Origin of the sequence: Actinopolymorpha rutila (genome assembly GCF_013407855.1) — a bacterium.
Classification (GTDB): domain Bacteria; phylum Actinomycetota; class Actinomycetes; order Propionibacteriales; family Actinopolymorphaceae; genus Actinopolymorpha; species Actinopolymorpha rutila.
On record NZ_JACBZH010000001.1, the window covers coordinates 3146763 to 3159865 of the forward strand.

A 13103-nucleotide genomic window follows, 5' to 3' on the forward strand; every position below is an offset into this window, starting at 1 on the left:
CTCGGAGAAGGAGGTGACCATGCCCATCAGACAGCGATCAACTCGTCCAGGCGGCCGCCGTCTCATCGTCGTCGAGCCGTTCCTGGAGTGGCACGAACAAGCGGCATGCGGTGACGAGCCGTCCGAACTCTTCTACGGACCCGAAAGGGAGTCCCAGCACGAACGGCTGGTCCGCGAGGGCCGCGCCGTTGCCATCTGTGACCGGTGCCCCGTGCGCACACCCTGCCAGAAGCACGCCCTGAAGCGTCCTGAGCCCTACGGCGTCTGGGGCGGCACCACCGAGTCGTCGCGTTCCGCCGCTCGCCGGTCGAGCGCCGAGGTGCCGAGCCGAAGGCGGCTCGCGGCCGTCGACCAGTCGTCCTGACCCCGGACCTTCGAGTACTCACCGGCCCGCGACCCGCAACACCGGTCCGGCAAACCACCAACCGCGTCTCCGTCAGCCCGTCGGCCCCAGCCCTCAGCCCCTCAGTCCCTCAGCCTCGTCAGTCTCGTCAGCGCGGGTCGCGGCCGAAGTCCCGTGCGCGGGGCCCCGAAGGCGCGGCACGACCACCGGGGCGGATGGTGCGGACAGGTCGAACCATCCGATCCGGGTCGCCACGTAGACCGGATCCGGGAGCGCTCCCACGATCTCGCAGGCGACCAGCCATGCGCGCGACCAGGCGTGGTCGCCGTCGAGGCTCTCCAGTGGGCCGGGCCGGAGGGTCACGAGGGCTGCTCGCCGACGGGGCCGCGGTCGGTGCGGGTCCACCGTCACCTCGGCACCCGCGTCACCGGACAGCACCTGGTCCAGCCCGGCCACGGCCAGGTCGACTCGCAGGGCATGGTCGGGCTCTCCCGCTGCGGCCGCCAGCAGGTTGGTGGAGGGGTCGCCGACCGGTGCTCCCACGGAGTCCAGCAGCACGACCCGAGCAGTCGGCGCGAACGCTCGTCTGCGCGTCTGCCCGCGCTGGATCCACACCAACGCGGTGACCAGTCTGGCCAGATCCGGGTGTGCAGAACCCGGCCGCGAACTGTCCGGGACCGGCGCGGATGGCGGCGTTGCGGGCGACGGGGGAGTCATGGTGGCAACCTTGCCCGTACGCCATGATCCCCGGTTGCCGTCATCCACAACGTCGCTGTAGTAGCGTCCGGCACCAGGACAGATCGCTGGTTCAGCCGTCGTACGGCCAAGGTCCAGCCGTCGCACAACCTGATCCAGTTCCGCCCCACCCGGTCCTCGGAGGTGCCCCGATGTCGGCGATCGTCGTCGGATACGTCGACAAGCCGGAAGGCCGTGCCGCCCTCCGCCGTGCCGCCACCGAGGCCAAGCTCCGCCAGGCCAGACTCGTCGTCGTGAATGCCCAGGGAGCAGGCTCCGAGGGCACTCCGGAGGCCGACGAGGCCGTGGCCGGCGTCCGGGCCGAGCTGGACGCGCACGGGCTGGGCTACGAATACCGCGAGCTGGGGCAGGGAGCCGAGCCGGCCGAGGACCTGATCGCCGTCGCCGACGAGGTGGCCGCAGACTTCATCGTGATCGGTCTGCGCCGGCGTTCGCCGGTAGGAAAGTTGATTCTGGGCAGCAACGCCCAGCGAATTCTTCTGGACGCGTCCTGCCCGGTGCTGGCGGTCAAGGCAGACCCCGACGTGTGAGGAGCACGGAGCCGATCCCGCCGGTCGGCACCCGCCTGCTCGCCCCGTCTGTCGGACATCACACCAGCAGAGTCACCCCGGGGCGGATTTCCCGTGCCGAGGCGCGGGCATACAGTCTGCGAGCACCCACGGCCCGGGGAGTGCGGGGGAAATGTGTCATTTGGAGGCCGACGTATGCTGGAACATCGAGCATCCGGGCCCGACCGCGTGAGGCGCACTCGTGCCACAAAGTCATCCTGATAATCCCTACCAGGTGCCGTGCGTGCATCTGGCCGAGGGCATGTCAGAATGCTCTCTTGCGCAAATGCCCGGTGTCCCGGTCACTCTCACCACTAGTACGACGAGAGGAAGGTCGTGTCGTCCCGCACGTCCCGGAATGCCCAGCTTCTTGACAGCCCGGAAGTCCAGCGACTCGTCGACCAAGGTCGCGAGCGTGGGCACGTCACCGCCGAGGAGGTGCGTGGCGCGTGTGAGGAAGTCGGTATCGACAAGACCCAATGGGCTCACCTGCTTCGGTACCTCGGTGAGGAAGGTGTGACCGTGTCGGTCGACTCCACAACTCAGACGACCCGCAAGCGGGTGGCCGCAGCCGCTTCGCGCCGGGCCGCCGCTGTCACCCAGAGCGCTGCGGCTCCCGCCAAGGCGGCCGCTCCGGCCCACAAGACCCGCAAGGTCAAGGAAGCCCCCACGACGCCTCCGGCCGCCGCCAAGGTGGCCCCTGTCGGCGACGTGTCCCAGCCCACCGAGAGGCTCGCCGATGCGGCCGAGCCCACCGAGGCCGAACTCGCCGCAGAGGTTCCCGTCGAGGCCGAGGCCACCGCGGCGGCTCGTCCCGCGGCGAAGCGCGCCGGCGCCAAGACGGCGAAGAAGGCCGCCGGGGCCAAGGGCAAGAAGGCCGCGTCCGGTAAGGCCGGTGGCGAGGCCGCCGGGACCGAGGCCGAGGGCGACCTCGAGGTCGAGTTCAACGCCGAGCTGGAGGAGGAGGGGTTCGTCCTCTCCGAGGGCGACGACGCCGACGAGCCCGAGCAGCAGGTGCTGGTCGCGGGTGCCACCGCCGACCCGGTGAAGGACTACCTCAAGCAGATCGGCAAGGTCCCCCTGCTGAACGCCGAGCAGGAGGTCGAGCTCGCGAAGCGGATCGAGGCCGGCCTGTTCGCCGAGGAGAAGCTGGGCGGCGAGTCCGGCGCGCCGCCCGCGGAGCTGGTGACCGAGTTCGAGTGGATCGCCGAGGACGGCCACAAGGCCAAGAACCACCTGCTGGAGGCCAACCTCCGCCTCGTGGTGTCGCTGGCCAAGCGCTACACCGGCCGCGGCATGCTTTTCCTCGACCTGATCCAGGAGGGCAACCTCGGCCTCATCCGGGCCGTGGAGAAGTTCGACTACACCAAGGGCTACAAGTTCTCCACGTACGCCACCTGGTGGATCCGGCAGGCGATCACCCGCGCGATGGCCGACCAGGCCCGCACCATCCGCATCCCGGTGCACATGGTCGAGGTGATCAACAAGCTCGCCCGGGTTCAGCGGCAGATGCTGCAGGATCTCGGCCGCGAGCCCACCCCGGAGGAGCTGGCCAAGGAGCTCGACATGACCCCGGAGAAGGTCGTCGAGGTCCAGAAGTACGGCCGGGAACCGATCTCCCTGCACACCCCGCTCGGCGAGGACGGCGACTCCGAGTTCGGTGACCTGATCGAGGACTCCGAGGCGATCGTTCCGGCCGATGCGGTCTCGTTCACGCTCCTGCAGGAGCAGCTGCACGCCGTTCTGGACACGCTCAGTGAGCGTGAGGCCGGCGTGGTCTCCATGCGGTTCGGTCTCACCGACGGCCAGCCCAAGACGCTGGACGAGATCGGCAAGGTCTACGGCGTGACCCGTGAGCGGATTCGCCAGATCGAGTCCAAGACGATGTCCAAGTTGCGGCATCCGTCACGTTCGCAGGTGCTCCGCGACTATCTCGACTGACGCGCGATCGACGCTTGTGGGGACCCGGGCCGGTGGCGGCCCGGGTCCCTGCGTTGTGCGTTCCGGCGCCGTAGCCGGTAGACTCTGCGATCTTGGACGCTCTTTCGCCCCGTACTTCGATCAGGAGTACGGGGCGTTCGGCTAACTGGCCACCGTCGTATCCGCGTCAGTCCATCGCCGAGGGCCCCAGCGGGCGCCGGCTCGACCGAAGGAGGAACGTGGTCGCGCAGAGCAGGACCGAGGTCAAGAACAGCGCCGAGAGCAGCCCGGAGAGCGCCGACGCCGGCCCCGAGGCGGGCGCTGGGACCAGCAGCGACACCGGGCAGCCGCCACCGGAGGAGGGGTTCGTCCTCGCTGAGGGTGACGACGCCGACGAGCCCGAGCAGCAGGTGCTGGTCGCGGGTGCCACCGCCGACCCGGTGAAGGACTACCTCAAGCTGATCGGCCGGGTCTCCCTGCTGAACGCCGAGCAGGAGGTCGACCTCGCGAAGCGGATCGAGGCCGGCCTGTTCGCCGTGGAGAAGCTCGGGGGTGAGTCCGGTGCGCCTGCCGAGGACCTCGTCGCGGAGTACGAATGGCTGGCCGAGGACGGCCGCCAGGCGAAGAACCATCTGCTGGAGGCCAACCTCCGCCTCGTGGTGTCGCTGGCCAAGCGCTACACCGGCCGCGGCATGGGGTTCCTTGACCTGATCCAGGAGGGCAACCTCGGCCTCATCCGGGCGGTGGAGAAGTTCGACTACTCCAAGGGCTACAAGTTCTCGACGTACGCCACGTGGTGGATCCGGCAGGCGATCACGCGTGCGATGGCCGACCAGGCCCGCACCATCCGGATCCCGGTGCACATGGTCGAGGTGATCAACAAGCTCGCCCGGGTTCAGCGGCAGATGCTGCAGGACCTCGGCCGGTCGGCCACCCCGGAGGAGCTGGCCAAGGAGCTCGACATGACCCCGGAGAAGGTCGTCGAGGTCCAGAAGTACGGCCGGGAGCCGATTTCCCTGCACACCCCGCTCGGCGACGACGGGGGTTCGGAGTTCGGTGACCTGATCGAGGACTCCGAGGCCGTGGTGCCGGCCGACGCGGTGGCGTTCCGGCTGTTGCAGGAGCAGGTCTACTCCGTCCTCGAAACGCTGTCCGAGCGCGAGGCGGGCGTCGTGTCGCTGCGCTTCGGCCTGGGCGACGGCCAGCCGAAGACGCTGGACGAGATCGGCAAGGTCTACGGCGTGACCCGCGAGCGGATCCGCCAGATCGAGTCCAAGACGATGTCGAAGTTGCGGCACCCGTCGCGCTCGCAGGTGCTCCGCGACTACCTCGACCTCACCTGAGGGGACGACCCCACGTCCGTGGGGTCACCTCCCACCTCACCTCTCCTGCCTCATCTGCCCGTGCCGGCGGAGCGCCCGGCGCCGAAGCGTTCCCGTGCCAGCAGCGGCCGGATCGCGCGTTCCACCTGCCCTCGGGAGAAGTACCCCCGGATGTCGTCGTGGCTCAGCGCGTTGCCGATCGGGCCGAGAACCATCGCCTGGTCCAGGGCGAGGTACCTCCGCGCGACGGTGCCGCTTCGTACGGCCACGGCGTCGTAGAAGCCGCCCGGCCCGTAGGAGTCGAAGTCGCGCTCCAGCCGGACCAGGTTGTCCACCGCCGCGTGCTGGGCGTACGGCAGGGCGAGGAACGACGCGTGCGGCGTCACCACGCCGTCGCCGAAGGGCTTGGCCGGCTGGGCGGGACGGCAGCCCTCGTACCCGAGGTCGACGTCGGTGCCCTCCAGGTCGGAGGGGTAGCCGGTGGGGTCCATCCCCATGGCGTCCACTCCCCACGCCGCGTATCCGCCTCGCGGGTCGCTGGCGGGGGAGAAGCCCCAGTAGCCGTACTTCGCGTCGTTCAGCCCGTGTTCGATCTGTCCCTGGACATACGCGGGGTGGTTGAGGCCCCAGCTACGCGGTCCCCAGCGCTCCTCCGGCACGAACATCGCCGGCATCAGCGCCTCGAACATGTCGCCGCCCCAGGTCGGCACGAACCGCAGCCCGCGGTACTCGAAGGAGCCCTCGAACACCGGCACCCCGAGGTAGCTGGTGGAGAAGCCGACGGGCCGCTGCTCGAGCCAGCTCCAGTCGCAGCTGGCCGGGAAGGTGCGGTAGGGGGCGTAGTAGTGCTTCGCGGGGATCTGCCCCATCGCGATGCCGATGTAGCTCGCGATCCGGGGCTCGGTGTTGAGGATGTCGTAGTGGTTGCACGTGTACCACACGTCCGGGCCGCGGTCGCGGTAGTTGCCGGTCACCGAGCACCCGGGTGGCTCCTTGTCCCAGAAGCCCCCGCGGAGCAGCCCCGCCGGGAAGTCGGCGCCCCTGCCCTGCGGGTCGTAGAAGAAGCCGAAGTCCATCCGGTCCAGCAGGTGCTGGGCCTGTGCGGCACGGGACGGCATCGCACTGCGTACGACCATGAGGGCGGCGGCGAGCCAGCCGTTGTCCACCGAGGACAGGAACGGGTGGACGACGCTTCCGTCCTCGGGCCACTCGCGCAGGACGGCGCCGGTGGCCGGGTCGTACCAGTTGTAGAACATGCCGGACGGCTCGTGGAAGGACAGCCGGCCGAGGGTGTCCAGCGTCTGCCGTACCCGGCTGTCGGCCTCCCGGGCACTGACCACGCCCAGGTCCCGGGCGGCGACGGTGCTCCACAGATAGCCGCCGACGTTCGTCGGCGAGGTGTAGCCGCTGCGGGTGGCGGGGCTCAGGTCACCGCCGATGTAGTCCGCCGGCAACCCGGTGGACGGGACGACCATCGCGTCGAAGGACCGCCAGGTGTCCCGGGCGTAGCGCAGGAGGGTCTGCCGTTCGGCCGGAAGGTTGGCGTCGCTCACGGACTGCTCCCCAGCCTGGGCGGCGGCGTGGTCGGAAGGCTGGACAGCGGTCTGAACGGCGGTCCGTACGGTCCGGCTGGTAGCCGGTTCGGCGGCCAGTGCGGGGGTGGCCCCCGCGACCGACAGGGCCAGGAGGAGGGGGACGGCGGTGCGCTTCCAGCGAGCCATGGCGGCGTCCTCTCCGGGCCGCGCGGGCGGACCGACCACCGGAGCGCTCCGCGCCGATCGACGCCGAGTATGGCCGCAGAGCCGCGGCCGGAGAAGAGGCTGCGCGGGACCGGAGGCGACCGGTCCCGGACGGGAGGCGGCCGCGGCAACCTTCCCTGGACACGAAACGGCCGGTCACCAGGTGGTGACCGGCGCGTTCACGTGTGTGGGTGGTGTGCGGCCTCGTCGCCGCACACAGCACGGTTTCCTAGTTGGGATTGTCCGCCGCGAGCCGGTTGGTCTCGTCGTGGATGTCGGACGCGACCTCCCGGAGCTTCTCCGAGTGCTCGCGTCCGTGGTGTCCGCAGAACAGCAGCTCACCGCCGGACGCAAGGGACACCCGGACGTAAGCCTGGGCGCCACAGCGGTCGCAACGGTCCGCGGCCGAGAGCGGTGTGGCAACTGCAGCAGTCACGTGATCTTCACTCCGATCCGTCGGGGACTCCACTCCAGCAACATCAAACCAGGTGCATCGTGTTCCCGTTCCCGCAGATCTGCCCCCCAGAGGCGGGCGACCTCACCGGCCAGGACACGTGCCATGTGGTCAACGTACTGCGGGATCGGCGCATGCGCCCGGCCCGGTCCCGCGAGGTACGGGACCTTTGGCAGCGGCATCGGGCCGTTTCGCCCCTCGGTGGTGTGGTCAACGTCACAGTGGCGTACGCGGGGACCCGGCGGCACGGAAACGGACTTTCCTCCGATCGGAGGATCATTCGGACACGCGAAGATCACGTCCCATGGGTCGGCGGCGTGGGAGTGGGCCACTGTCGGAGGCCCTCGGTAGCCTGACATTCGCATCGGCGGCCATTTCCAGCACGGCGGCCGGATGCCACTGAAAGCAACTGTATCGACACGGAGAGGAGTCGTCGGTTGACTCGGCCCGCGGATCTGGACCACTCCGGCTACACCGCCCAGCACCTCACGGTTCTCGAGGGCCTCGAGGCGGTGCGCAAGCGGCCGGGGATGTACATCGGGTCCACCGACACCCGTGGTCTGATGCACTGCCTCTGGGAGCCGATCGACAACGCCGTCGACGAGGCGCTTGCCGGCGCCTGCACCCGTATCGACGTCATCCTGCACGCCGACGGGTCGGCCGAGGTACGCGACGACGGCCGCGGCATCCCGGTCGACATCGAGCCGCGCACCAAGCTGTCCGGCGTCGAGGTCGTGTTCACCCGGCTGCACGCCGGCGGCAAGTTCGGCGGCATCTCCTACACCGCCTCCGGCGGCCTGCACGGCGTCGGCGCCTCGGTGATCAACGCGCTGTCCGCCCGCCTCGACGTCGAGGTCGACCGCTCGCCCGCGAAGTGGGGGATGAGCTTCCGGCGTGGCGTGCCCGGCACGTTCGCCGGCGACGGGCCGCGGGCGTCCTTCTCCAAGGGCTCGGGCCTCGCCAAGATCGGCCGGGTCAAGCGGGGTACGACCGGTACGCGGGTGCGCTTCTGGCCCGACCGGCAGATCTTCACCAAGGACGCCACGTTCGTCTTCGACGAGCTCGCCACCCGGGCCCGGCAGACGTCCTTCCTGGTGCCCGGCCTGGAGGTGGTGGTCCGGGACGAGCGCGAAGCCGAGGTCCGGGAGGAGAGCTTCCGGCACGACGGCGGCATCGCGGAGTACTGCGAGTACCTCGCCACCGACGAAGGCGTGACCGACGTGCTCCGGCTGCAGGGCGGCGGTCACTTCACCGAGACCGTGCCGGTGCTCGACGACCAGGGCCACCTGACCCCGCGCGACGTCGAGCGCGACCTCGCGGTGGACGTCGCGATGCGGTGGGGCACCGGATACGAGACGGAGATCCGGTCGTTCGTCAACGTCATCTCCACGCCCAAGGGCGGCACGCACGTGCAGGGCTTCGAGCGCGCGCTCGGCAAGACGTTCAACGACGCCCTCAAGACCACCCGCGTCCTGCGGGCGAGCGAGCCCGACGTCACCAAGGACGACATCCTGGAGGGGCTCACCGCGGTCGTCACGGTCCGGCTGGCCGAGCCGCAGTTCGAGGGCCAGACCAAGGAGGTGCTCGGCACGCCCGCGGCGGCCAGGATCGTGTCCGACGTCGTACGCAGGGAGCTCAAGACCTTCCTCACCTCCTCCAAGCGGGGCGAGAAGCAGCAGGCTCGCGCGGTGCTGGACAAGGTCGCCTCCGCCGCCCGGGCCCGGCTCGCCGCCCGCCAGCACCGCGATGCCCAGCGACGTAAGAACGCGCTGGAGTCGTCGGCGTTGCCGGCCAAGCTCGCCGACTGCCGTTCCTCCTCCGCCGACAACACGGAGCTGTTCATCGTCGAGGGCGACTCCGCGCTCGGCACCGCGAAGCTGGCCCGCAACGCGGAGTTCCAGGCACTGCTGCCGATCCGCGGCAAGATCCTGAACGTCCAGAAGGCGTCCGTCTCGGACATGCTGAAGAACGCCGAGTGCGCGGCCATCATCCAGGTGGTCGGTGCGGGTTCGGGTCGCACCTTCGACCTGGACGCCGCGCGCTACGGCAAGATCATCTTCATGGCCGACGCCGACTCCGACGGCGCGCACATCCGCTGCCTGCTGGCCACGTTGTTCTGGCGCTACATGCGGCCCCTGGTCGAGGCCGGCCGGGTCTACACCGCCGTTCCGCCACTGCACCGGTTCGAGCTCACCAACCCCAAGAAGGGGCAGAGCAAGTTCCTCTACACCTACTCCGACGCGGAGTACCAGCGCACCTGCGTGCAGCTGGAGAAGAAGGGCGTCCGCTGGAAGAACCCGCCTCAGCGTTACAAGGGCCTGGGGGAAATGGACGCCGACCAGCTCGCCGAGACGACGATGGATCCCCGCCACCGCACCCTGCGCCGGCTCACCATGGCCGGGGCCGAGGAGTCCGACCGGGTGTTCGACCTGCTGATGGGCAACGACGTGGCGCCCCGGCGGGAGTTCCTGGTGGCGAACGCCTATGAGCTGGACGACGCGCGTATCGACGCCTGACGTCGACACTCGCCATCGACGCCTGATGTCGACGGCCGACATCGACGGCTGATCCGGCGGCGAGGCCCTTTACCGCGTGCGACCGATCGGGCACGGTGGTCATCCGACAAGAAGGGGGACCACCGTGCCGGACTCTGCAAGTCGGTACGCCCCAACGTCGTGCTGACCTGTGTCGAGGTGTCCGGGCTGCTGTTCATCATCGTGATCGGTGCGATCGCGGTTCTTCGGGGAGTCGGCGACCCGGGCAGGTCGTTCGAGTTCAGCTCCGACGGCAACCCGTTCGGGCTGGTGGTGAGCGGCGCGGCGCTGGCGTTCTTCGCCCTGGTGGGGTTCGAGGACTCGGTCAACATGGCGGAGGAGACCCACAACCCGCAGCGGGTCTTTCCCCGGGCGCTGTTCCTCGGCATCTCCATCACCGGCGTCATCTACATGCTGGTGGCGTTCATCGCGACCAGCCTGGTGCCGCTGGACACCTGAGCGCGTCCGACGGCCCGTTGCTGGAGGTGGTCCGCGTCGGTGCCGACTGGCTGCCGCTCGCGGCGTTCTCCTTCGTCGCGTTGTTCGCGGTGACGAACTCCGCCCTCATCAACATGCTGATGGCGTTCGCGCCTGGTCTACGGCATGTCCCGGGAGCGGATCGTTCCCCGGGCGCTCGGCGTCGTGCACCGGACCCGGCGCACTCCGTGGGCGGCCATCGTGTTCACCTCGGTGCTCGCCGTCGGCCTGGCCGCGTGGGGTGGGGTCAGCCAGCTTGGCGGCACCACCGCGCTGCTCCTGCTGTGTGTCTTCACGCTGGTCAACGCCGCGGTGCTGGTCCTGCGCCGGGGCCAGGTGGAGCACCGGCACTACCCCGCGCCGACGGTGTTCCCGGTGCTCGGGATCGTCTGCTGTGCCTACCTGGCCACACCGTGGAGCGGGCGCGACCCACAGGAGTACACCATCGCGGGCGTGCTGCTCGCGATCGGTCTGGTCCTGTGGCTGGCCACCTGGGCGGGGCGGAGGTTGGGCAGCGCCTCGGCCCGGTCCTGACCACCCGGTCCTGACCATCGGCTGGGGTCAGACGAGCGGGCCGCCGACGGCAGCGATCGGCTTGGTGGACGGCTCGCCCGAGCCGTCCCGCCGCCCGGTCGCGGCCGGCAACGGCACCGCCGCTCCGGCGGCGGTGGCCGCCCGCGCGGGCGCCGGCCCGGCCCAGGCCAACTGGATGACCTCCTCGCCCTTGAGGAACCGGTGACAGCGCACCCCTCCGGTCGCACGTCCCTTGGCCGGGTATTCGCTGTAGGGGGCGACCTTGAGCGAGCCGCCGTCCATCCCTGGCAGCGCGGACGTCGAGCCGGCCACGGTGACCACGACGGCCTCCTGGTCGGCGGGCACGGCGCCGAAGAAGACCACCCGGGCCTTCGCGCCGAGCCGGATCCCGCTCACCCCGCCGGCGGTCCGGCCCTGCGGGCGTACGGCACCGGCGGAGAAGCGCAGCAGCTGGGCGTCACTGGTGACGAAGACCAGGTCCTCCTCGCCGGTGCGCAGCTCGGCCGCGCCGACCACCTCATCGCCGGCCTTGAGGGTGATGACCTCCCAGGCGTCGCGGTTGGCCAGGTGATCGGGTGCGAGCCGCTTGACCACGCCGGCGGCCGTGCCCAGTGCCAGGCCGGGGGAGTCGGGGTCGAGGGTGGTGAGGCACAGGCCGCGTTCACCCTTGTCCAGGGAGACGAACTCGCTCAGCGGCGCGCCGCCCTGGAGGTTGGGGACGTGGGCGGTCGGCGGGAGTGCCGGCATGTCCAGCACGTTCAGCCGCACCAGCCGCCCGCTACTGGTGACCAGGCCGACCTGACCTCGCGCGGTGCCGCGTACGGCGGACACCACGACGTCGTGCTTGGCGCGCGAGCCCTCGGTGGGCAGCGGGTCGGCACCGGTGGTGCGGGCCATCAGCCCGGTGGAGGACAGCAGCACCCAGCACGGGTCGTCGGCCACCTCCAGCGGCACCGTGCTGGTGACCGCGTGCCCGGACGACTCCAGCAGCACGGTGCGGCGTTCGGTGCCGTAGGCGTTGGCCATCTCGGTCAGCTCACCAGACACCAGCCGCTTCAGCAGGCGCTCGTCCTCCAGGATCGCGGAGAGCTCCTCGATGTCCTTCTCCAGCGAGGACTTCTCCTTCTCCAGCTCGATGCGGGAGAACTTCGTCAGCCGGCGAAGCTGCATGTCGAGGATGTACTGCGCCTGGATCTCGGTGAGGTCGAAGACGTTCATCAACCGGTCCTTCGCCTGGCCGGCGTCGTCGCTGCCGCGAACGATCTGGATGACCTCGTCGATGTCGATGATGGCGAGCAGCAGGCCCTCGACCAGGTGCAGCCGGTCGGAGGCCTTGGTCAGCCGGAACGTCGTGCGCCGCCGGGTGACGTCGTAGCGGTGGCCGAGGTAGACCTCCAGCAGCTGCTTGAGCCCGAGCGTGCGCGGCTGGCCGTCGACCAGGGCGACGTTGTTGATGTTGAACGACTCCTCCATCGGCGTGAGCTTGTAGAGCTGCTCGAGGATCGCCTCTGGGTGGAAGCCGTTCTTGATCTCGATGACGAGTCGGAGCCCGTGCGCGCGGTCGGTGAGGTCCTTCAGGTCGGCGATGCCCTGCAGCTTCTTGGACTGGACGAGCTGCTTGATGCGCTCCATGACCCGCTCGGGGCCGACATTGTAGGGGAGCTCGGTGACGATCAGGCCCTTGCGCCGGGGCGTCACGTTGTCGATCCGGACCGTGGCGCGCATCTTGAACGCGCCCCGCCCGGTCTCGTAGGCGTCCCGGATGCCGGCCAGGCCCACGATCTTGCCGCCGGTGGGCAGGTCGGGGCCGGGGATGTAGCGCATCAGGTCGTCGAGGCTCGAGCTCGGCTTCTTGATCAGCTGCCGGAGCGCCTGGACCACCTCGACAAGGTTGTGCGGCGCCATGTTGGTGGCCATGCCCACCGCGATCCCGGAGGCGCCGTTGACCAGCAGGTTGGGGATCGCCGCCGGCAGGACCTGCGGCTCGCTCTCCTGGCCGTCGTAGTTGGGCTTCCAGTCGACGACGTCCTCGTCCAGGGACCCGGTCATCGCCAGCGCCGGCGCGGCCATCCGGCACTCGGTGTAGCGCATCGCGGCGGGGCTGTCGTCGTGGGAGCCGAAGTTGCCGTGGCCGTCGATCAGCGGCACCCGCATCGCGAACGGCTGGGCCATCCGGACCAGCGCGTCGTAGATCGCGCTGTCGCCGTGCGGGTGCAACTTACCCATCACCTCACCGACCACCCGCGCGCTCTTGACGTGTGCGCGGTCGGGGCGCAGCCCCATGTCGGACATGGTGTAGAGGATCCGCCGCTGCACCGGCTTGAGGCCGTCACGGGCGTCGGGCAGCGCCCGGGTGTAGATCACCGAATAGGCGTATTCGAGGAAGCTCGTACGCATCTCGTCGCCGACGTCGATGTCGCTGATCTGCTCCTCGAAGTCGTCCGGGGGCGGCAGCTCGGTCTTGCTACGGGCCATA

At 69.8% G+C, this 13103-nt stretch carries 9 protein-coding genes and 1 pseudogene; 6 read left to right on the forward strand and 4 right to left on the reverse strand.

From position 1 onward, the window contains the following. Window positions 1-19: 19 nt before the first annotated feature. Entirely contained in the window at window positions 20-364 is a 345-nt protein-coding gene (locus F4554_RS14020) for a WhiB family transcriptional regulator (RefSeq protein WP_179787791.1), read from the forward strand. Between the two features lie 93 nt (window positions 365-457). Here F4554_RS14020 and F4554_RS14025 read toward each other — a convergent pair whose 3' ends face one another. Next, window positions 458-1060: a hypothetical protein gene (locus tag F4554_RS14025; RefSeq protein WP_179787792.1), complete on the reverse strand. Its 603-nt coding sequence runs from the start codon at window positions 1058-1060 to the stop codon at window positions 458-460. A gap of 170 nt (window positions 1061-1230) precedes the next feature. Between F4554_RS14025 and F4554_RS14030 the strand changes: the two genes are divergently transcribed. From F4554_RS14030 to F4554_RS14040, 3 genes are all read left to right on the forward strand, one after another. After that, window positions 1231-1629 (forward strand): universal stress protein, encoded by a 399-nt coding sequence (locus F4554_RS14030; RefSeq protein ID WP_179787793.1) that lies wholly within the window; start codon window positions 1231-1233, stop codon window positions 1627-1629. A 354-nt stretch (window positions 1630-1983) separates the two neighbouring features. Further along, entirely contained in the window at window positions 1984-3588 is a 1605-nt protein-coding gene (locus F4554_RS14035; protein ID WP_179787794.1) for an RNA polymerase sigma factor, read from the forward strand. 218 nt (window positions 3589-3806) lie between these two features. Further along, window positions 3807-4910, forward strand: coding sequence for an RNA polymerase sigma factor (locus F4554_RS14040; protein WP_179787795.1), 1104 nt, complete (start codon window positions 3807-3809; stop codon window positions 4908-4910). Window positions 4911-4960: 50 nt separating this feature from the next. Here F4554_RS14040 and F4554_RS14045 read toward each other — a convergent pair whose 3' ends face one another. Continuing rightward, window positions 4961-6610 (reverse strand): DUF3131 domain-containing protein, encoded by a 1650-nt coding sequence (locus tag F4554_RS14045; RefSeq protein WP_179787796.1) that lies wholly within the window; start codon window positions 6608-6610, stop codon window positions 4961-4963. Between the two features lie 247 nt (window positions 6611-6857). After that, window positions 6858-7064: a DUF7455 domain-containing protein gene (locus F4554_RS14050; RefSeq protein ID WP_092655548.1), complete on the reverse strand. Its 207-nt coding sequence runs from the start codon at window positions 7062-7064 to the stop codon at window positions 6858-6860. 455 nt (window positions 7065-7519) lie between these two features. On the opposite strand from F4554_RS14050, the gene F4554_RS14055 reads away from it, so the two are divergent. Both F4554_RS14055 and F4554_RS32165 read left to right on the forward strand, forming a co-directional pair. After that, window positions 7520-9598, forward strand: coding sequence for a DNA gyrase/topoisomerase IV subunit B (locus tag F4554_RS14055; protein WP_202889286.1), 2079 nt, complete (start codon window positions 7520-7522; stop codon window positions 9596-9598). 159 nt (window positions 9599-9757) lie between these two features. Continuing rightward, window positions 9758-10627: pseudogene (locus F4554_RS32165) on the forward strand (APC family permease). Window positions 10628-10654: 27 nt separating this feature from the next. Here F4554_RS32165 and F4554_RS14065 read toward each other — a convergent pair. After that, window positions 10655-13102, reverse strand: a complete 2448-nt coding sequence (locus F4554_RS14065; RefSeq protein WP_179787797.1) for a DNA gyrase/topoisomerase IV subunit A — start codon at window positions 13100-13102, stop codon at window positions 10655-10657. Window position 13103 lies beyond the last annotated feature (1 nt).

What these genes read in the sequence shown, in the direction of transcription:
- F4554_RS14025 (WP_179787792.1), bottom strand. Translation starts at nt 1,060, where the DNA reads ATGACTCCCCCGTCGCCCGCAACGCCGCCATCCGCGCCGGTCCCGGAC.
- F4554_RS14030 (WP_179787793.1), top strand. Translation starts at nt 1,231, where the DNA reads ATGTCGGCGATCGTCGTCGGATACGTCGACAAGCCGGAAGGCCGTGCC.
- F4554_RS14065 (WP_179787797.1), bottom strand. Translation starts at nt 13,102, where the DNA reads ATGGCCCGTAGCAAGACCGAGCTGCCGCCCCCGGACGACTTCGAGGAG.
- F4554_RS14045 (WP_179787796.1), bottom strand. Translation starts at nt 6,610, where the DNA reads ATGGCTCGCTGGAAGCGCACCGCCGTCCCCCTCCTCCTGGCCCTGTCG.
- F4554_RS14020 (WP_179787791.1), top strand. Translation starts at nt 20, where the DNA reads ATGCCCATCAGACAGCGATCAACTCGTCCAGGCGGCCGCCGTCTCATC.